This is a genomic window from Catellatospora paridis (assembly GCF_009720365.1).
Taxonomy (GTDB): Bacteria; Actinomycetota; Actinomycetes; order Mycobacteriales; family Micromonosporaceae; genus Catellatospora; species Catellatospora paridis.
Map to the genome: position 1 here is coordinate 100,158 of NZ_ML769324.1, position 19,096 is coordinate 119,253.

22 protein-coding genes are annotated in these 19,096 nt (G+C 71.2%); 11 read left to right on the plus strand and 11 right to left on the minus strand.

All coding sequences use genetic code 11. From position 1 onward, the window contains the following. Window positions 1–38: 38 nt before the first annotated feature. Both F9C41_RS27530 and F9C41_RS27535 read right to left on the minus strand, forming a co-directional pair. A complete protein-coding gene (locus F9C41_RS27530) occupies window positions 39–2,135 on the minus strand; it encodes a glycoside hydrolase family 6 protein (protein WP_196279982.1) in 2,097 nt (698 codons plus the stop codon). A 303-nt stretch (window positions 2,136–2,438) separates the two neighbouring features. After that, window positions 2,439–3,056, minus strand: a complete 618-nt coding sequence (locus tag F9C41_RS27535; RefSeq protein WP_196279983.1) for a TetR/AcrR family transcriptional regulator — start codon at window positions 3,054–3,056, stop codon at window positions 2,439–2,441. A gap of 151 nt (window positions 3,057–3,207) precedes the next feature. Between F9C41_RS27535 and F9C41_RS27540 the strand changes: the two genes are divergently transcribed. From F9C41_RS27540 to F9C41_RS27550, 3 genes are all read left to right on the plus strand, one after another. Continuing rightward, a complete protein-coding gene (locus F9C41_RS27540; RefSeq protein WP_155389756.1) occupies window positions 3,208–4,707 on the plus strand; it encodes a flavin-containing monooxygenase in 1,500 nt (499 codons plus the stop codon). 67 nt (window positions 4,708–4,774) lie between these two features. Beyond that, the gene (locus F9C41_RS27545; RefSeq protein WP_155389757.1) at window positions 4,775–5,674 is read left to right on the plus strand and encodes an SDR family oxidoreductase; all 900 of its coding nucleotides are present in this window, start codon (window positions 4,775–4,777) and stop codon (window positions 5,672–5,674) included. A gap of 25 nt (window positions 5,675–5,699) precedes the next feature. Further along, window positions 5,700–6,488 (plus strand): alpha/beta fold hydrolase, encoded by a 789-nt coding sequence (locus F9C41_RS27550; RefSeq protein WP_155389758.1) that lies wholly within the window; start codon window positions 5,700–5,702, stop codon window positions 6,486–6,488. 72 nt (window positions 6,489–6,560) lie between these two features. Here the strand turns inward: F9C41_RS27550 and F9C41_RS27555 are convergent, their stop codons facing one another. Further along, a complete protein-coding gene (locus tag F9C41_RS27555) occupies window positions 6,561–7,604 on the minus strand; it encodes a glucose 1-dehydrogenase (protein WP_155389759.1) in 1,044 nt (347 codons plus the stop codon). 155 nt (window positions 7,605–7,759) lie between these two features. On the opposite strand from F9C41_RS27555, the gene F9C41_RS27560 reads away from it, so the two are divergent. From F9C41_RS27560 to F9C41_RS27575, 4 genes are all read left to right on the plus strand, one after another. Next, on the plus strand, window positions 7,760–9,847 hold the full coding sequence (locus F9C41_RS27560; protein WP_155389760.1) for a prolyl oligopeptidase family serine peptidase: 2,088 nt from the start codon (window positions 7,760–7,762) through the stop codon (window positions 9,845–9,847). A 66-nt stretch (window positions 9,848–9,913) separates the two neighbouring features. Further along, on the plus strand, window positions 9,914–10,789 hold the full coding sequence (locus F9C41_RS27565) for a DUF4184 family protein (protein ID WP_155389761.1): 876 nt from the start codon (window positions 9,914–9,916) through the stop codon (window positions 10,787–10,789). A 41-nt stretch (window positions 10,790–10,830) separates the two neighbouring features. Further along, the gene (locus tag F9C41_RS27570) at window positions 10,831–11,256 is read left to right on the plus strand and encodes a GNAT family N-acetyltransferase (protein WP_155389762.1); all 426 of its coding nucleotides are present in this window, start codon (window positions 10,831–10,833) and stop codon (window positions 11,254–11,256) included. A 54-nt stretch (window positions 11,257–11,310) separates the two neighbouring features. After that, a complete protein-coding gene (locus F9C41_RS27575; RefSeq protein ID WP_155389763.1) occupies window positions 11,311–12,135 on the plus strand; it encodes a metallophosphoesterase family protein in 825 nt (274 codons plus the stop codon). A gap of 13 nt (window positions 12,136–12,148) precedes the next feature. Here F9C41_RS27575 and F9C41_RS27580 read toward each other — a convergent pair whose 3' ends face one another. Further along, window positions 12,149–12,379, minus strand: a complete 231-nt coding sequence (locus F9C41_RS27580) for a hypothetical protein (RefSeq protein WP_230690063.1) — start codon at window positions 12,377–12,379, stop codon at window positions 12,149–12,151. 146 nt (window positions 12,380–12,525) lie between these two features. On the opposite strand from F9C41_RS27580, the gene F9C41_RS27585 reads away from it, so the two are divergent. After that, window positions 12,526–13,269 carry an SIR2 family NAD-dependent protein deacylase gene (locus tag F9C41_RS27585; protein ID WP_155389765.1) on the plus strand — a complete coding sequence of 248 codons (744 nt, stop codon included), beginning with the start codon at window positions 12,526–12,528 and terminating at the stop codon, window positions 13,267–13,269. 84 nt (window positions 13,270–13,353) lie between these two features. Here F9C41_RS27585 and F9C41_RS27590 read toward each other — a convergent pair whose 3' ends face one another. Further along, entirely contained in the window at window positions 13,354–13,875 is a 522-nt protein-coding gene (locus tag F9C41_RS27590; RefSeq protein ID WP_155389766.1) for a hypothetical protein, read from the minus strand. 65 nt (window positions 13,876–13,940) lie between these two features. Between F9C41_RS27590 and F9C41_RS27595 the strand changes: the two genes are divergently transcribed. Continuing rightward, on the plus strand, window positions 13,941–14,483 hold the full coding sequence (locus F9C41_RS27595; protein WP_330164783.1) for a 2'-5' RNA ligase family protein: 543 nt from the start codon (window positions 13,941–13,943) through the stop codon (window positions 14,481–14,483). A 33-nt stretch (window positions 14,484–14,516) separates the two neighbouring features. On the opposite strand, the gene F9C41_RS41530 is transcribed toward F9C41_RS27595, so the two are convergent. The 5 genes from F9C41_RS41530 to F9C41_RS27615 form a co-directional block, all read right to left on the minus strand. Continuing rightward, window positions 14,517–14,876: a Fic family protein gene (locus tag F9C41_RS41530; RefSeq protein WP_155389767.1), complete on the minus strand. Its 360-nt coding sequence runs from the start codon at window positions 14,874–14,876 to the stop codon at window positions 14,517–14,519. 23 nt (window positions 14,877–14,899) lie between these two features. Beyond that, window positions 14,900–15,139, minus strand: a complete 240-nt coding sequence (locus tag F9C41_RS41535; protein ID WP_155389768.1) for a hypothetical protein — start codon at window positions 15,137–15,139, stop codon at window positions 14,900–14,902. Beyond that, window positions 15,139–15,312: a hypothetical protein gene (locus tag F9C41_RS40840; RefSeq protein ID WP_196279984.1), complete on the minus strand. Its 174-nt coding sequence runs from the start codon at window positions 15,310–15,312 to the stop codon at window positions 15,139–15,141. The genes F9C41_RS41535 and F9C41_RS40840 overlap by 1 nt, the downstream gene beginning before the upstream one ends. A gap of 164 nt (window positions 15,313–15,476) precedes the next feature. Further along, window positions 15,477–16,574: a sugar kinase gene (locus F9C41_RS27610; RefSeq protein WP_155389769.1), complete on the minus strand. Its 1,098-nt coding sequence runs from the start codon at window positions 16,572–16,574 to the stop codon at window positions 15,477–15,479. Beyond that, complete coding sequence (locus tag F9C41_RS27615) at window positions 16,564–17,253, minus strand: bifunctional 4-hydroxy-2-oxoglutarate aldolase/2-dehydro-3-deoxy-phosphogluconate aldolase (protein ID WP_155389770.1); 690 nt, start codon at window positions 17,251–17,253, stop codon at window positions 16,564–16,566. The genes F9C41_RS27610 and F9C41_RS27615 overlap by 11 nt, the downstream gene beginning before the upstream one ends. 35 nt (window positions 17,254–17,288) lie before the next feature. Between F9C41_RS27615 and F9C41_RS27620 the strand changes: the two genes are divergently transcribed. Then, entirely contained in the window at window positions 17,289–18,059 is a 771-nt protein-coding gene (locus F9C41_RS27620; protein WP_155389771.1) for an IclR family transcriptional regulator, read from the plus strand. Between the two features lie 94 nt (window positions 18,060–18,153). On the opposite strand, the gene F9C41_RS27625 is transcribed toward F9C41_RS27620, so the two are convergent. After that, window positions 18,154–18,552: a hypothetical protein gene (locus F9C41_RS27625; protein ID WP_155389772.1), complete on the minus strand. Its 399-nt coding sequence runs from the start codon at window positions 18,550–18,552 to the stop codon at window positions 18,154–18,156. Window positions 18,553–18,677: 125 nt separating this feature from the next. Between F9C41_RS27625 and F9C41_RS27630 the strand changes: the two genes are divergently transcribed. Beyond that, on the plus strand, window positions 18,678–19,085 hold the full coding sequence (locus F9C41_RS27630; protein WP_155389773.1) for a YidB family protein: 408 nt from the start codon (window positions 18,678–18,680) through the stop codon (window positions 19,083–19,085). The last annotated feature ends 11 nt before the right edge of the window (window positions 19,086–19,096 follow it).

Below are 19,096 nucleotides of genomic sequence, written 5' to 3' on the forward strand. Positions count from 1 at the left end.
ATGGCGTTGTGAAGGTGCCCTTCCTTCGTGCTAGCCGGCTACGAGAGCGGCGGGTAGGCGTTCGCCATCAGTTCGGCGAACTGGGCCGAGAACCACGCGCCCGAGATCGGGGCGTTGGGCAGGGCGCCGGTGAGGTTGTTGCCGTTGAGGCCGTTACCGGTGTAGGTCGGGTCGCACATCCGGTCGAAGCCCTTGCCCTCGTTGTTCGGGATGAGGGAGGAGGAGCCGTCGGACTCGCCCGGCGGCTTGACCCACACGTACGCGTCGATGCCGGTCGCCGGGGCCGAGCGCGGACGCTCGCCCATGCCCGCGCCGGACTGGTTGCACCAGTTGCCGGCGTGGATGCGGCGGTCGATGCGCGATTGGTTGACGAACGTGTCCACGCTGGTCGACGTGCTCGCCGCGGTGGGCCGGTTGGCGCCGCCCCAGCCGTTGCGAGACGTGTCGATCAGCATGCCGATGTTGGAGTTGAAGCCCTCGGTCACCAGCCGGGACCGGAACGCCTGCGCGAACGACTGCTCGTCGACGTAGTAGTTCCAGTCCACCCACTTGCTCTGGCGCACCGAGGTGCCGTTCACCGAGGTGTTGATGGTGAAGTAGGGCTCCACCAGTGCCGAGTAGTTCGCGGTGTTGGTGATGAAACCGTGCACGTTGTTGACCGTGCTGCCCTCGGCGACGGCCGCCTCCTTCAGCTTGAGCGCGGTCGGGCCGAAGTTGGTGTCCCAGCCGATCCAGCCGTGGTGAGCCGAGTCGATGTAGTTGTAGACGTTCGAGATCGCGCCCAGCTTGTTCAGCGCGTACCCGACGCCCTTGACGTAACCGCCGTTGGAGTTCATCGTCGCGCACTTGGCGACGCTCAGGTTCGTCACCAGGTTCGGCAGCGAGTCGATCTCGATGACCGCCACGATGCGCAGCGGCGCGTACTTGCTCTGACCCATGATCGCCGCGATCGGGTCGATGTACTCCGACTTGTACCGCGGCAGCTCGTCCACGCCCAGCTCGCCGTTGGAAGCGAGCGCGGAGCAGTCACGGCCGGGCAGGTTGTAGATCACGAACTGGGCCACCAGCGGGCCGGTGCCCGCGTTGTACTGCCGCAGCGCCTCGTCGAGGTGGGCGGCCAGGCCCATCGAGCCGTTCGAGCTGCTGCCCGACGTGCCCGCGATCGCCGCGATCCGGTCCAGCCAGACGGCGGTGGACACGTTCGACACGCGGTTGCCACCCGAGACGGAGGCCGCCTTCGCGCTCCACTCCGGGTTGACGTAGCCGCGCGCCCCCGCGTACGGGTTGTCGACCTTGCCGCTCTGCGTGATGTCGTTGTCGATCTCGGTCACGGCCAGCGAGGCGCCGGTGTAGCCCGAGGCGGACGCCGCCACCGTCGCAGTGCCGTTGGTCTGGTCGCTGTCCTCGGCGGCGGTGATGGAGACGCTGACGCCGGCGACCGCGTTCGACGGGGTCAGCGTGACCGACGTCGGGGCGCTGATGCTGGTGTCGCCGCTGCGGGCCAGGGCAACCGTCACGTTGGCCGTCGGGGCGGCGCTGAGCTTGACGTTGACCGACGAGCTGCCACCCTCGGCGACGCTCACCGACGACGGGGTGATGATGATCGAACGGGCCTGCGGGCTCGGGCTGGTGCTCGGGCTCGGCTGGGTGCTCGGGCTGCTGCTCGGGCCGCCGGTCGGCGTCGGCGTCACCCCACCCGTGGTGCAGGTGTTGTTGTTCAGCGTGAACGACGTCGGCTTGGGGTTGCTGCCGGTCCAGCGGCCGTTGAAGCCGATGCTGGTCGATGCGCCGGTACCGAGGCTGCCGTTGTGGGACAGGCTGGTGCCGGTCACGTTGGCGCCGGAGGCGGTCCAGTTCGCCGACCAGCCCTGGGTGAACGTCTGGCCGGACGGGAACGCGAACTTCAGCGACCAGCTCGTGATCGGGTCACCGGTGTTCTTGACGGTGATGGACGCGGTGAAGCCGCCGCTGCCGGGGGCTTCGGTCCAGTCGTTGGTGGTGTACGTGATGTCACAACCGGGCGCGGCGTGCGCGATCGCCGCGGGGAGCGTGACAAGGCCGGCGACCACAAGGGCGCTCGCACCGGTCAGCGCGATCACCTTGCGCCTTCCGGACAGCCTGATCGGGAATCTCATTGCCTTCTCCTTGGGCCGTGTCCGGAGCCCCGGGCAGGGGTCCGGTGTGGACCGGGCACGGCCGGGAGGAGGGCCGCGCCGAGGCGCCACGAAGGTGGTGCGGATTGCCCGGCCCGGCGGGCGGAACTGAGGTGAACGCAGACGACCGGAACGCGGTCCGTGACAACGCCGTCCCGGTGAGACACCGGGTGCCCTCGGCGATGAAAATCGCGTGTGCTCCCAACGCGAATGCGGTCATCGTCGCACACGAAACAAGCGCGACACAATACCGGCCATCTATGCGTTGACCTGCCGGTGAAAGTTTCAGCCGCGGTGGTTGAGCACCGCCGAGATCAGCCGGACCACGTCTTCGTGCAGCGCCGCGAACCGGCCCTCGACGTCCGCGCCGGCCGACCCGGTGTACGGGTCGATGGCGTGCAGCAGCAGCTCGTTGATGCCGCCGACGATGGCAAGCGCCTGCGCCTGCGACAGCGGCCGCAGGTCCCGGTCGCTGAGCCGGCCCACCTCCACCAGGTCGACCAGGGTGCCCGCGAAGCGCTGCAGGGTCAGCTGGCGCAGCATGAACGCGCGGTGCCCGGCCGCCTGCACCTCGATCAGCATGGTCCGGGTGAACGCCGGCATCGTCTCCAGCGCGCCGAGGTAGGCCGCCGCGCCGTCGCTGATGCGCTGCGGCCAGGGCTGGTCGCCGGAGGCCGCCGCGCGGATCATCAGCATCAGCCGGTCGCAGACGTGCTCGTAGAGCGCCATCAGGCACTCTTCCTTGGCCGTGAAGTGCTCGTAGAAGGTGCGCTTGGAGACCCTGGCCAGCGCCACGATGTCGGCGATGGTCGTCGATGCGTAGCCCTTCTCGGCCACGCAGGTGGCGAGCGCCGTGGTCAGGTCACGGCGGACCGACTCGGGCGTCCGGGTGGGGGCGGCCAAGGCTCCTCCGCTGGTCGGGCGCGTCAGGGGTCGAATGGGTGGAGACTGTACCGGTGGCTCGTGACGATTTCGGGCCTTCCCTGCCCTGTTACCCGATGGTAATTTCTCGGGCAAGGACTGGTACGCAGTGGTACCACATAGGAGGTCGCTCGTGAGCAGCGGCAATGCGGAGCGCCACACCCGCATCGCGGTCATCGGCGCCGGTTTCGGCGGGATCGGCACCGCCATCCGACTGCGCGGCGCGGGTTACCGCGATTTCCTGGTCTTCGACCGCGGCGACGAGGTCGGCGGGACCTGGCGCGACAACTCCTACCCCGGCTGCGCCTGCGACGTGCCCTCGCACCTTTACTCCTTCTCCTTCGTCCGCAATCCGGGCTGGAGCCGCAGCTTCTCGCCGCAGCCGGAGATCTGGGCCTACCTGCGCCGCTGTGCCGACGAGCACGGCGTGCGCCCGCACCTGCGGCTCGGGCACGAGGTGCACGCGGCCACCTGGGACGCGCAGGCCCGGCTGTGGCGGCTCGACACCTCGCAGGGGGCCTACACGGCGCAGATCCTGGTCGCGGCGGGCGGGCCGCTCACCGAACCGTCGATCCCCGAGCTGCCCGGCCTCGCCGACTTCCGCGGCGAGACGTTCCACTCCGCGCGCTGGCGGCACGACCTCGACCTGACCGGGCGGCGGGTCGCCGTGATCGGCACCGGGGCGTCGGCGATCCAGTTCGTACCCCAGATCGCGCCGCAGGTGGCCGCGCTGACGCTGTTCCAGCGCACCCCCGCCTGGGTGCTGCCGCGCCGCGACCGGCGCATCAGGGCCGTCGAGCGGCGGCTGTTCCGCTCCGCGCCGTTGCTCCACTGGCTGATGCGGGCCGGGGTGTACTGGGGACGGGAGTTCCAGGCCACCGCATTCCTGCGCCCGGCACTGATGCGGCTCGGGCAGGGCATGGCCCGCCGGCATCTGCGCCGGTCGGTCGCCGACCCGGGGCTGCGCGAGCGACTCACACCCTCGTACACGATGGGCTGCAAGCGGGTGTTGCTGTCCGACGACTTCTACCCGGCACTCGGCCGGGCCAACGTCGACGTGGTCACCGAGCCGATCACCCGGGTCACCGCCGACGGCGTGGTCACCGCCGACGGTCGGGCGCACCCCGTCGACACCCTCGTGTTCGGCACCGGCTTCCACGTCACCGACCTGCCGATGGCGCGGGCGATCCGGGGCGCCGACGGGCGCACCCTGGCCGAGCACTGGGCGGGCAGCATGTACGCGTACCGCGGCACCGCGGTCACCGGCTTCCCGAACCTGTTCCTGCTGCTCGGCCCCAACACCGGGCTCGGCCACAACTCCGTCGTGTTCATGATCGAATGCCAGCTCGGCTACCTGCTCGGCGCGCTGCGCCACCTCGACACCACCGGCGCCGACGCGATCGAGCCACTGCCGGACGCGCAGCGGGCGTACAACGCCGCGCTGGACCGCGCGATGGACGGCACGGTGTGGACCAGCGGCGGCTGCCGCAGCTGGTACCTCGACCCCAGCGGCCGCAACTCCACCCTGTGGCCCGGCTACACCTGGTCGTACTGGCTGCGCACGCGCCGCTTCGACGCCGCCGCCTACCGGGCCGTGCCGGCCCGCACCTCCGTCGCCGAGGAGCACCGATGAGCGAGCATCGCGAGCGAATCATGTCGCCAGGTCCCCATGCCGGTGACGAGCGCAGCGAGGAGCGGGCATGAAGCAGCCGCTGCGTGACCAGGTCGTACTGATCACGGGCGCGGCCCGGGGCATCGGCGCGCACACCGCCCGCCTGGCCGCCGCGCACGGTGCCCGGCTGTCCCTGGTCGGGCTCGAACCGGACCGGCTGCGCCTGCTGGCCGAGGAGCTGAACACCGCCGGCGCGGGCAACGCGGCCTGGTTCGAGGCCGACGTCACCGATTCGGCCGCGCTCGAACAGGCCGTCGCCGGGACGCTGCAGGCCTTCGGGCGCATCGACTGCGTGCTCGCCAACGCCGGGATCGCCGGTCTCGGCACGGTCGCGACCGGCGACGTCGAGGCGCTGGCCCGCACCGTCGAGGTGAACCTGATCGGGGTGATGCGCACGGCCGCCGCCACTGCCGCGCCGGTCATCGCCGCCCGCGGCTACTACCTGCTGGTGTCGTCGACGGCGGCGTTCACCGCGCTGCCCGGCATGTCCGCGTACTGCGCGGCGAAGGCCGGGGTCGAACACTTCGGCAACGCGCTGCGGCTGGAGCTGGCCCACCACGGCGTCGCCGTCGGCACCGCCCACCCCGGGTGGGTCGACACCGACCTGGTCCGCGACGCCAAGGACGACCTGCCGTCGTTCCGCGCCGCGTTCGGCAGCCTGCCCTGGCCGGTCGGCGCGACCAGCTCCGTCGAGCGGTGCGCCCAGGCGTTCGTGCGGGGGCTGGAGCGGCGGCGCAGGCGGGTGTACGTGCCACGCGCCATCGGCGGCGTGCAGTTGCTGCGCACCGCGGTGAACAGCGCGTTCGCCGACCGGCTGGTGGGGCGGCGGTCACGGTCGCTGGTGCCGCAGCTGGAGCAGGAGGTGGCGGCGCTGGGCCGGTCGTTCGGCGTGCACAGCGCCGAGTCGGGCCGCGGACAGATCCGATGAGCAGGTGACGGGAGCGGGTGCGGGCATGACGATCGAGGTGGCGTACGAGCGCCGCGGCGCGGGCGAGCCGCTGGTGCTGATCCACGGCATCGGCCATCACTGGCGGGCCTGGGAACCGGTGCTCGACCTGCTGGCCGAGGCCCACGACGTGATCGCGATCGACCTGCCCGGCTTCGGCCGATCGCCGGTCCCGGCCGACGGCATGCCGGGCGACATGGCCCAGACCGTCGCCGCCGTCGCCCAGTGGTTCGACGAGCAGGGCCTGCACCGGCCGCACGTGGCGGGCAACAGCCTCGGCGGCGCGATCGCGCTGGAGCTGGCCGCGGCCGGGCTCGTCGCCTCCGCGACCGCGATCGCCCCGGCCGGCTTCTGGAAGCGCTGGCAGGTGCGGTACGCGCTGACCGTGCTGACCGCGCTGCGCTGGGGCACGCTGCTGCCGCAGCCGGTGGTGCGCGCCAACATGCGGCCCTCACGGACCCGGGCGCTGGCCTTCGCGATGCTGATGAGCCGTCCCGGCCGCATCGACGCCGAGCGTGCGGTCGCCGACGCCCTCGCACTGCGGACCGGCGCCGGGTTCGGGCCGGTCGCGCGGATCGCCGCGCGGGGCTACGAGTTCCGCGGCGAGCCGTCCGTGCCGGTGACAGTGGCCTGGGGCGACCGTGACCGGGTCTTGCTGCCGCGCCAGGCCGGGATCGCCCGCGAGCGGTTGCCGCAGGCCCGCCACGTGACCCTGCCCGGGTGCGGCCACGTGCCGATGAGCGACGACCCGGCCCTGCTCGCCGAGGTCATCCTCGCCACCACCCGCCGCACCTGATCAGCGCCCGTGACGAGTTAGGAAGGGCACCTTCTACACGGACGTCCGTTAAGAAGGTGCCCTTCCTTCGTTTCAGGCGAAGTCGAGGACGACTTTGATGTCGTCGGATTGGTTTTCGAGGGCGGTTGCGTAGTCGGCGGCGGGAACGCGGCGGGTGATCAGGGCGGAGAGCCAGGCGGGGTCGGCGGATCGGAGGGCGTGGGCGGCCTCCTGCCAGTGGCGCAGGTTGGCGTTGACCGAACCGAAGACCACGTTGTTCTCCAGCACCATGTCGCGGTTGAGTCCGCCGAGGTCGAGCGCCAGCTTGCGGCCGCCGCTGGAGACGCCGGTCAGGCAGACCGTGCCGTTGGGGCCGACCTGGTCGATGACCTGCGCGATGACCGGCGGCGCGCCGGTGCACTCCAGCACCAGGTCCGGTTCGAAGCCGAGGTCGCAGACCTGGCCGGTGTGGTAGGTCGCGCCGAGGCCGGCGACCAGTTCGGGTTTGGGCCCGTCGGTGGACCGGTCGAGCACGTGCACCTCCAGGTCGCGCTGGCGGCCCAGCAGCGCGGCCAGCAGGCCGATCGGGCCGGCGCCGGTGACCAGCACGGTCCTCGGGTCGTATCGGGCGCGCAGGCCGATGCGTTCGATGTGCTCCCAGGCCTTGGCGACCACGCTGGTGGGCTCCAGCAGCATGCCCACCTCGAGCAGGGAGGCGTCCAGGCCGACCGCGAAGTCGGGCTCGACACGCCAGCGCTCGCGGGCGAAGCCGTGCCGCTCCTTGATGCCGCACTCCACGTACCGGCCGTTGCGGCACATGTCCCACTCGCCGACCAGGCAGTTCAGGCAGGGCACCGGGTCGGGCCGGCGGACGATGCCGGCCACCAGGTCGCCCGGCTGCCAGCGACCGGAGTCGTCGGAGATGACCCGGCCCAGCGACTCGTGCCCGATCACCAGGCGGTCGCCCGGGCCGGGCGCGGTGCCGTACTCCCCCGCGACGATCTCGCGGTCGGTGCCGCACACGCCGACGGCGAGCGCGGCGACCAGCACCTGCCCCTCGGATTCGTCCGGTTCGGGCAGGTCGTCGACGTACTGGGCCGAGTTCGGGCGTCCCGCCTCGACGATCAAACCTCGCATAGCCGTCACCCTAGGCTCGTCGGTCGTCATCCGACAGGCATTCGCCCGCCGGCCCGGCCGTGTCCATGATGCCCGGCTTGCCGGGTCTATCGGCCAGCGTCAGACGCCACTGCTCGCACGTGCGACAACACCGCGTGTAGTGCATCCTTTACGGCATGTCCACGGACCGCGTCCCCTCCGCCTACCCGCCCGCCGCTCGGCTGAACCTCGTGGAGCAGATCCACGGGCACCGGATCGCCGACCCCTACCGCTGGCTGGAGGACCCCGCCGACCCGGACACCGCGGCCTGGTCCCGCGCGCAGGACGAGCTGCTGGCCGGGCACCGGGCGGGCTGGTCCGACCGCGCCGCGCTGCGCGACCGGCTGGCGCAGCTGCTCGCCGTCGGCGCGGTCACGGCGCCAGTCTGGTACGGCGAGCACGGCTTCTTCCAGCGGCGGGCGGCCGAGCAGGACCACGCGGTGCTGCTGGTGATCGAACCCGACGGGACCGAGCGGGTCCTGCTCGACCCGAACGCCGTCGACCCGACCGGCGCGACGACGCTGGACTGGTACTACCCGTCGCCGGAGGGCACGCTGCTGGCGTACGCGCTGTCGGTGGGCGGCACCGAGGAGCCTCTGCTGCGAGTACTGAACGTGGCCACCGGCGTGATCGTGGACGGGCCGATCGACCGGCTGCGGCACACCGCGATCGCCTGGCTGCCCGGCGGCGAGGCCTTCTACTACTCGCGGTTCCTCGCGCCGGGCGCGGTCGAAGGCGACGACCCGAAGCTGCACCGCCGGGTGTACCTGCACCGGCTCGGCACCGACCCGGAGACCGACCCGCTGATCCTCGGCGACGGCTCGCCCCGCGGCCGCTACTTCATGCCGCGGGTGTCCCGCGACGGCCGCTGGCTCACCATCAGCGAGACCCAGGGCACCGACCCGCGCAACGACCTGTGGCTGGCCGACCTGTCGGCGAGCCCGCCCGACGCGCCCGCGCTGCGGGCCGTGCAGCAGGGCGTCGACGCGATGACCTACCCGCACTTCCACGGTGGGCTGGTCTACCTGCAGACCAACCGCGACGCACCCCGGTGGCGGCTGTGCGTGGCCGACCCGGCCCATCCGGCGTACGCGAACTGGCGCGAGCTGATCGCCGAGGACGCCGGGGCGGTGCTCGACGACTACGAGATCCTCGACGGCCCGGCGCTGGAGTCGCCGGTGCTGCTGGTGGCCACCACCCGGCACGCGCTCAGCGAGCTGACCGTGCACGGCCTGGCCACCGGCGAGGAGATCGCCAAGGTGGCGCTGCCCGGCGTCGGCAGTCTCGGCCCGCTGACGTCGCGCCGCGACGGCGGCCACGAGGCCTGGTTCAGCTATGGCGACCACACCACGCCCGGCACGGTGCACCGCCTCGACGCCCGCGACAACACCGTCGGCCTGTGGGCCCGGCCACCCGGCGCGGTCGTGGTCGGCGACGTGGTGACCGAGCAGGTCACCTACACCTCGGCCGACGGCACCGACGTGCGCATGTTCGTGGTCGCGCCCGCCGCGGCCGCCACCGGGCCCCGGCCCACGCTGCTGTACGGGTACGGCGGCTTCAACATCTCGCTGACCCCCTGGTACTCGCCGATGGCCATCGCCTGGGCGGAGGCCGGCGGGGTGTGGGCGGTGGCGAACCTGCGCGGCGGCGGCGAGGAAGGCGAGCAGTGGCACCGCGACGGCATGCTCGCCCGCAAACAGAACGTCTTCGACGACTTCCACGCCGCCGCGGACTGGCTCGTCGCCTCGGGCACGACCACACCGGGCCAGCTGGCGATCATGGGCGGCTCGAACGGCGGCCTGCTCGTGGGCGCGGCACTCACCCAGCGGCCGCACGCGTACGCCGCCGTGGTCTGCTCCGCGCCGCTGCTGGACATGGTCCGCTACGAGCTGTTCGGCCTCGGCTCGACCTGGGCCGGGGAGTACGGCACCGCGGTCGACGCCGAGCAGCTCGGCTGGCTGCTGTCCTACTCGCCGTACCACCACGTGCACGAGGGCACGGACTACCCGGCCGTGCTGTTCACGGTGTTCGACGGCGACAGCCGGGTGGATCCGCTGCACGCCCGCAAGCTCGCGGCCGCGCTGCAGCACGCCACGTCGAGCACGCGACCGGTGTTGCTACGCCGGGAGGGCGACGTGGGGCACGGCAGCCGGTCCGTGTCACGGACCCTGGACCTGTACGCGGACGAGCTGGCGTTCCTGACCGCGTACACCCGTCAGGGCTGACGCCGCCCGCCTCGCATGGCCGATGCGGGGTGATCGTCGCGGCCGAGCCCTCTCTAGAGTCGGATCATGCCACTGACGCTGCCGACCCACCCTGTCGCCGTCGTCCCGCTCAAGCTGTGGCGTCCCCGCTGGTTCGACGGTGTCGCGTTGACGGTCGGCGCGGTCGCGCCCGACCTCGCCTTCGCCGCCGACGGTTACGGCGTGACGATCCACAGCCATGCGTGGCACGCGCTCCTGTGGTGGGCGCTGCCGCTGACCGTCGTCGGCACCCGGTTGGTCCGCTGGGCAGCGCCGACGGTCGCCGCGCACCTGCCCGCGGGCGGCCCGCTGGCCTTGCGCGATTACGGCGCGCTGGGCCTGGCCCGTCACCGATGGCAGGTCACCGCCACCTCGGCGCTCATCGGCGCGCTCAGCCACATCGGCTGGGACGCGTTCACCCATCCCACCGTCGACGGCGGCCGCGTCCTCTTCCCGGTCCTGCATCGCCAGGCATGGCCGGGCATGCCGTGGTGGGAGTTCCTGTCCGCCGCCTCCAACCTCGTCGGCTTCGCCGCCGCCATCGCGCTGCTGGTCCATGTCGGCCGAACCCGCCTGCTGCGGCGCTGGTACGGTCCGGGACCGTCGACGGCCACGCCACGGCCCGTCCCGTTCTGGTCCGTGGTGACCCTGGTGTTCGCTCTCGGCCTGGCATCGCTGCCCCTGCACCCGGTGCGGCTGATCGGCGACCAAGCCGTGCGAGTGATCCTGTTCGCCGCACTGGCGCTCTTCGCGGGCGCCGCAGCGGTACAGGTGCGGGCCGCCGCACGGCCGCGCGGACCCTCGGGTCGACCCGTTCAGGCAGTCAGGCACAGCGTCGACGGGGGCGACCCGACCGCTCACCCGACGTCGGGCACGGCAGCCGGTCGGCGTCAGTCGCCGATGTCGCTCACCCGATCGGAATAGCCGACCACACCCCGCTCCACCACGGCAGGCAGAATCCCGCCATGCCCTTCTCCCTGCGCACCGCCGACGCCGCCGACATCGAGCAGTTGCTCGCCTTCTGGAAGACCGCCGCCGAGAACACCGACCGCGACGACGCCGTCGAGGCGGTGGCCGCGCTGCTGGCCCGCGACCCCGAGGCGCTGCTGCTGGCCGTGGACGGCGACGAGATCGTAGGTTCGCTGATCGCCGGATGGGACGGGTGGCGTTGCCACCTCTACCGGTACGCGGTGCACCCGGATCGCCGCCGCCAGGGCATCGGGCGTGCCCTGCTGGACGCCGCCGAGCAGCGATTCGCAGCGCTGGGCGGCCGGCGGGCCGACGCGATGGTGCTCGACGACAACGACCTCGCCGCCACGGCCTGGACCGCAGCCGGATACCGGCCGCAGCCGCAGTGGTCCCGCTGGGTCAAACCGTTGACCGCCCGCTGACCGGACGCCGCGGACGGGACAGCGGCCTGCCGGCGCCGGCAATAGGATCATGAAATGCGCCAGCCCCTCGACCGCATCGCCCTGATCTCCGACGTACACGGAAACCTGACCGCCCTGGAAGCGGTGCTCGACGACATCGACGCCCGCGGAATCACCCGGATCTTCAACCTCGGCGACTACGTCGGCAAGGGACCGCGCGGGCGCGAGGTCATCGACCTGTGCCGCGAGCAGTGCGAGGTCAACATCCTCGGCAACTGGGACGACTCCCTGCCCGATCCGGATCGGACCTTCGACACCCCGAGCGGGGCGATCGCATGGTGGCTGGCGCAGCTGTCCGACGGGCAGGGCGCATGGCTGCGGGCGCTGCCGTTCAGCCACGACTTCCTGATGAGCGGGCGGCGGGTGCGGCTCTTCCACGCGTCGTCGGACTCGGTGCACCACCGGGTGCGGTTCGACCACGACGAGGCGGAGTTCCTGTCGATGTTCGCCAACACTCCGGCGACCGGCGACGGGCCGGAACCCACCGTCGTCGGGTACGGCGACACCCACGACCCGTACTACGAGGTGGACCGCGCTCGGCGCACGCTGTTCAACACCGGCAGCGTCGGCAACTCCATGGACGACCCGACCCCGGTCTACGTGATCATGGAGGGCGTCTTCGGCTCCGCGGCGGAGGCCCCGTTCTCGATCCAGTTCGTGCGGGTGCCGTACGACGTGGACGCCGAGCTCGCGGTGGCCCGGGCGATGGGCATGCCCGAGTACGCGGAATACGAGTCCGAGATCCGGCACGGCGTCTACCGCGGTGAGATGAACAAGCCGGGCGGCCCCGGCTACCACCGCCGCCCACGCGAAGGCGTGCTGCCGCCGAGTCAGGGCTGAGCCAGCGCAGTGATCAGCCGGCCGCGGGACGCTGGTGGCCGCATTCGAGTTCGGCGCCCGTCCGGCGGTCGTGCACGGTGACGTTGTAGCAGTCGCCCTCGTTGACGAGGATGATCACGTGGTCGGGCATGGTGTCGATCGACAGTCCGGAGTCGGGCGCCTCCGGGTCGCCCATGACGACGAACTCGTCTCCGGGGAGCATCCAGTAGTCCATGCCGAGCGGCTCGATGAAGAGGCAGACCACACGGTCGCCTACGTTTCGGACCGGAAGCCTGTCCATGTCTCGTCCCCCGACTCTCGCGTCCGGTCACGGTATCCGGCACGGACTCACAACCACTGCCCCAGGTATATCGAGCTGCTGAGTCCACTGCTGTTCACTATCGTGCTGCCATGACCGAGCGCAAGCCGATGATCGCCGTGCTCACCGGGGCAGGGATCTCCACCGACTCCGGAATCCCCGACTTCCGAGGTCCCCAGGGTGTCTGGACCCGGGATCCGGCCGCGGAGAAGATGTTCACGTACGAGTACTACATGGCCGACCCGGCCGTGCGCCGCGCCTCGTGGCGGGCCCGTGCCGACAACGCGGCGTGGACAGCCCAGCCCAACCCGGCCCACCTCGCGCTCGTCGAGCTCGAGCGGGCCGGCTTCCCGGTGCGGATCATCACGCAGAACATCGACGGCCTGCACCAGAAGGCGGGTTCGGCCCCGCGCAAGGTGCTGGAGCTGCACGGCACCATGTTCACGGTGCGCTGCATGGGCTGCGGCGAGCGCGGCACCATGCGCGACGCGCTGGACCGCGTCGAGGCCGGCGACCCGGACCCGGCCTGCCTGTCCTGCGGCGGCATCCTCAAGGCCGGCACCATCATGTTCGGCGAGAACCTGGACTCCGACACCCTGAACCAGGCCGGCTCGATCGCGAAGGCGTGCCAGATCTTCTGGGCCGTCGGCACCTCCCTGCAGGTCCAGCCGGCCGCCTCATTGTGCGCCATCGCCATGACAGAGGGAGCGAAGACCACCATCGTCAACGCCCAGCCGACCCCCTACGACGTCGTGGCCGACGAGGTAGTCCGCGACCCCATCGGCGAGGCCCTGCCCCGCATGGTCGCCGCCCTCATCGCCGCCCACCCGTCCTGAAGATCACGACGATCTTGCGCGAACTGTTGAGGATATGCCCGTTACGGGCGTGTCGTACCCACAGGCCGCGCAAGATCGTCGTGATCAGGGGACGGGGGCGGCGGGTGGGGTGTCGGTGGGGCGAGGGGCCATGGCTACGGCCCAGGCTTCCTGGACGCCGAGGAAGACCAGGATGGACAGGAGTACGGCTTCGAGTTGGAGTGGGGTTAGGCCGATGCCTAGGGACTTCACGGCGCTCGGGGGGAGTACGGCGATGAGGGTGACCAGGGCGTAGGCGGGGACGGCTATGTAGCGGAGCAGGTTGGCGATGCCTTGGCTGCCGGTCTGGCGGTGGATCTGGCGGGTGAGCAGGATCGCGCCGATGCCGCCCGCGATGCCGGCCAGGGTGAAGGCGGTGCGCCAGAGCAGGACCACGGTCGGGGCGACCTGGGCCAGCAGGGACAGCGTGCCGGGGATGGCGAACTGCAGCGAGACCAGGTACGCCATGCGGCGTGACGCGGCGTCGTGGCGGCTGAGCTCCTTGCGGTCGGTCACCACCACCAGCCATAGGCCGAGCAGGGTGAAGTTGATCGCGGCCACCGCGGCGTAGAACGGGTCCAGGTCCACGGTGTTCGATCGTACGGCGAAATGCCCCTTTTAAGCCGTCAATACTGCGTGGTCCGGGAACGATCATGGCGGTAGTCTCTGCCACCATGGCCGCCGCCCTGGAGCTCTATCTCGACCCCGTCGCCACCGCGCGCCTGCGTACCCTCTGGAATGCCCTGGAGGCCGAGGGCGTGCCCACCCTGCGCGACCTCACCCACCGCAAGCACCGGCCGCACCTCTCCATCACCAGCGCGGACGTGCTCGACGGGCCGGCCGTGGAGGCGGCGCTGCAGGGGCTGGCGATCGCACCGCCGATCAAGCTGACGTTCGACCACATCGGGCAGTTCCTGGGTCGGGTGCTCTGGCTCGGGCCGGTGCCGACCGCCGAACTGCTGGCCCACCACGCAGCCGTGCACGGGCGGCTGACCGCGGCGGGCATCGAGACCGGTTCGTTCTACCAGCCCGGGGCCTGGGTGCCGCACTGCACGCTGTCCATGCGGGTGCCGCTGGTGCGCATGACCGGTGCGATCCGCCTGTGCCTGGACATGCTGCCCTTGGAGGCGACCATCGTCGGCGCAGCCGTCGCCGACCACGCCCGCGACCTCTACCACCCACTGCCCGCCGCCTGAGCGGGCGGACAGGCGCGGCCTTGGCGGCAGCACCTACTCGAGCGGCTGCACTGCGACGAAGGAGGCAAGATCGCGCGGGTCACGATTCCCGTCGTACCGGCGTAGAAGCTCGATGTACGTCGGCTTGTCGAGGTTCCAGTCGTAGGTCTCGAGCGTCTCGCCGTCTTGCGAGGCGAGGAACACCAGATCCGCAAGCAGCCGGGTGGTGCGGCCATTGCCGTCCGTGAACGGATGAATTCTGACCGTCTCAGCGTGAACCGCCACACCGAGCTCACGTGGTGTCCAGTCGTCGGTGTGTTCCCAGCGGTAGAGGATCGTCTGCAGCGAATTCCGAAGTTCGACGGCCACCTGCTCCGGCGCGACGCCGATGGTCACCTCGTGCTTGCGGTACATGCCCGCCCAGGTCCAGATGTCGCCTAGAGCTGTCGGTGCAGGTCGCGGACGAAGCTGTCGCTCAGGAGCATGCTGAGGGTGAGGTCACCGTCGATGATCTCCGGCACTAGTCGTTCCACCACAGCGGCATACACCGCCTGCTCAAGGTCGTAAATGGCGGCTTTGCCGACCGGCTCCCCGAGCGCATCCCGGATGCCCGGGAGCAGGCCCACCAGTTCGTCATCAGGAATCGGGGTCTCGCCGTATCCCGGGGTGAGCGGCATCAGCCCTGCGCCCGGCGTGCCGCCAGGATCGCCTCGACATTCGCGGAGCGTACGTACCCTGCCGGAACGTCACGACGCTCCAACTGTGCCGAGGCCTTCGCGGACCTGGCCGCGAAGCGCTTGACGGCCTCCTTGGTCACCGTGCGCTTCTTTCCGTCTGCTCGATGCTCCACGACCGCACCCGCCCTTCTCACGCAAGAATATGGCACGCGGCTGTCGCTGCGTAGGGCGCCGACGGGCCGTAGAAGCCCTGCCCCGCAGTCCGTGACGCTCCGCTGCGCGCCGAGCCGGCGAGGTTCCGCCCAGGCCGTCATGACGGCCTGGGCGGAACCGGTGGTCAGCGCTGGACGCGGGCGCCGCCGCCTGCCATCAGGGACTCGACCTCGGCGCGGGTCGCCATCGAGGTGTCGCCGGGGGTGGTCATCGCCAGCGCGCCGTGGGCCGCGCCGTACTCGACCGCGCGGCCCAGGTCGCCGGTGCTGATCAGGCCGTAGATCAGGCCGCTGGCGAAGCTGTCCCCGCCGCCGACCCGGTCCATGATCTCCAGGCCGGGGCGGTGCGTGGCGTGCGCGAAGCCGTCGCGGCTCCAGGCCACCGCGCCCCAGTCGTTGACCGTCGCGCTGCGCACGGTGCGCAGCGTCGTGGCGACCACCTTGAAGTTGTCGTACTCCTGCACGACCTGGCCGATCATCTTCTCGAAGTTCTCGGCCTCCAAGTCGGACAGGTCATCGGACGTGCCGGGCACCTCGAAGCCGAGGCTGGCGGTGAAGTCCTCCTCGTTGCCGATCATCACGTCGACGTAGCGGGCCAGCCGCCGGTTGACCTCCTGCGCCCGCGCCTTGCCGCCGATGGCCTTCCACAGGCTGGGGCGGTAGTTGAGGTCGTACGAGATGATCGTGCCGTGCCGGCGGGCGGCCGCCATCGCCGCCTCGATCACGTCGGGCGTGGTGTCGGACAGCGCCGCGTAGATGCCGCCGGTGTGGAACCAGCGCACGCCCAGCGTGCCGAACAGGTGCTCCCAGTCGACGTCCTCCGGGCGCAGCTGGCCGGCGGCGGTGTGCCCGCGGTCGGAGACGCCGACCGCACCGCGCACGCCGAAGCCGCGTTCGGTGAAGTTGAGGCCGTTGCGCACGGTGCGGCCGATGCCGTCGTACGGCAGCCACTTGACCAGCGAGGTGTCCACGCCGCCGGTGAGGATCATGTCCTCCAGCAGGCGGCCCACCTCGTTGTCGGCGAACGCGCTGACCAGCGCGGTACGCATGCCGAAGCACCGGCGCAGCCCGCGCGCGACGTTGTACTCGCCGCCGCCCTCCCAGGCGCGGAACGAGCGCGCGGTGCGCACCCGGCCCTCGCCTGGATCCAGGCGCAGCATCACCTCACCGAGGGAGACCAGGTCGTAGCGGCAGGCCTCGGCGGGACGGACCTCAACGGGCATCGGACTCTCCCCTCGGGTCGGTCTCGGCCGGGCGGGTGGCCGCGACGGCAGCGGCGGTGCGGCGGGTGATCTCGGCGTAGTCCCCGGCGGCCAGCAGGTCGGCGGCGACCATCCAGGTGCCGCCGACCGCGAGCACAGCCGGCACGGCCAGGTAGGCCGCGAGGTTCGCGGTGGTCACCCCGCCCGTGGGCACGAAACGCACCCCGGGGAACGGGGCCGACAGCGCCTTGACCATCGGGGCTCCGCCGAGCTGCTCGGCCGGGAAGAACTTCACCGCCTCCAGGCCCGCTTCCAGGGCCATCTGGATCTCGGTGGGCGTGGCCACGCCGGGGAACACCGGCACGCCGAGTTCCTGGCAGCGGCGCACCACCGCGGCGCTGAAGCCGGGGCAGACCACGTAGCGGGCGCCAGCGTCGACGGCCCGCTCGGCCTGCTCCGGGCTGAGCACGGTGCCCGCGCCGACCAGCAGGTCCGAGGAGGCCGCGAGCCGCTTGATCGCGTCGAGCGCGGCAGGCGTACGCAGGGTGACCTCTATGGAGTGGAGGCCGCCCGCGGTGAGCGCGGCGGCCAGCGGCTCAGCCGCGGAGGCGTCGGGGAGGATGACGACCGGCAGCAGCCGGTCACCGGCCAGCAGCCGGACGATGTCGGATGAGCGTTCATGTTGGTGAACTACAGTCACGTATGTGACCCTAGTGGCAGACGAAGGGATTGGCAATGAACCAGCAGGGGGCCGACCGCCCGCCGGTGAAGTCCGCCGACCGCACCCTCGAACTGCTCGAGGCGCTCGCCGCCGGCGGTCCGCGCGGGCTCGTCGAACTGTCCCGGGAGCTGGACATTCCCAAGAGCAGCCTGCACGGCCTGCTGCGTACGATGAGCCAGCGCGGCTGGGTGGAGACCGACGCCACGGGCACGCGCTTCGGCCTGGGCGTGCGCGCACTGCAGGTCGGGGCGGCCTATCTGGACAGTGACGACGCGATCGGGCTGGTCAACGCCACCCTGGACGCGCTGTCGGCCCGCTTCGGCGAGACCGTGCACCTGGGACGGCTCGACGGGCCGAACGTCGTTTACATAGCTAAACGCGAATCGGCACACCCGCTAAGGCTGTTCAGCGCGATCGGCCGCCGCCTGCCCGCCCACGCGACCGCGCTGGGCAAGGCGCTGCTGGCCACCCGTGCCGACGCCGAGGTCGACCGCCTGCTCGACTGGCCGCTGGCCGCGCTCACCCCGCACACGCTCACCACCCCCGACGCGCTGCACGCCGAGCTGGCGCGGGTGCGCGAGTCCGGCCACGCCGAGGACCGCGAGGAGAACACCGAGGGCATCATGTGCCTGGCCGTCGCCGTGCCGCTGCGCACCCCCGCCGTCGACGCCATCAGCGTCTCGGTGCCCCTGGCCCGCCTGCGCGACACCACCGTCGCCGAGATCGTCACCGACCTCCACCGCCACGCCACCCAGCTCCGCGCCGCCGCCCACCTGCTCCCCTGATCTCGCTCCACGATCAACAGACTTGCCCGGCACCCGTGCGTATCTTGGTCAGGGATACGCCCAGGTGCCAGGCAAGTCGGACGATCGAGGGCGGTCAGGCGCCGATGGCGGACTTGACCTTGGCGATGGCGGCCGTCTCGGTGTCCTTGACGCCGCCGGAGGCGTTGGCGACCTTGTCGCAGGCGCCGGTGATGACCGTGCGGAACTCGGTCAGGTCCTGTGGGGACTTCGCCTGCAGGATGCCCGCCGACTGCTGCAGCGCGGTGAGCACACCGGACTCCAGCTCGGCGGGCGAGCCCTTGGGGATCTCGGGCAGGCCGCCGGACTTGAACACGCTCTGCAGCTCGGGTGACGCGCCGGCGAGCGCCTTGGCGCCCGCGATGCTCTCCTTGAAGCTCGCGAAGAAGCCGGGGTCCGCATGGGACACGAGGAAGACTGCGCCGAAGGCCGCGGTACGCAGGGTCTGGCGCTCTTGATCGGTGTATTCCGTCATGCGGCACATTCTGGGCGAAGCAAGCCCATGCCTGAGGGCATTTCACCGCTTTTGCCTCAGCCGTTCGGCTGACCTTCTAGGGTTCGAGGAAGAGTGTCCAGCACCGAGTACGGGGGTAACGGGAAATGGCAGTCGACCTCAACCAGATCATGAAGCTGATGAGCGACCCGCAGATCCAGAACCTGCTCAAGGGCCTGTTCAGCCAGATGAGCGGCGGCGGCGGTGGCGGCGGTGGCGGTCAGGCGAACCTCAGCGGTCTGGTGGATCAGCTGAGCAAGTCGGGCCTAGGCCCCCAGGTGCAGTCCTGGATCGGCACCGGCAAGAACGAGAACGTCACCGGCGCGCAGCTGCAGCAGGCACTGGGCGGCGGCACGCTCGAGCACGTGGCCCAGGAGGCCGGCACCACGCCGCGCCAGGCCGCCGACGACCTCGCCAAGGTGCTGCCGGAGATCGTCAACCAGGCGACGCCGCAGGGCCAGATGCCCGACCCGCAGCAGCTCCAGCAGATGATGGGCAAGCTGTTCGGCCAGTGACCCACCAGCGA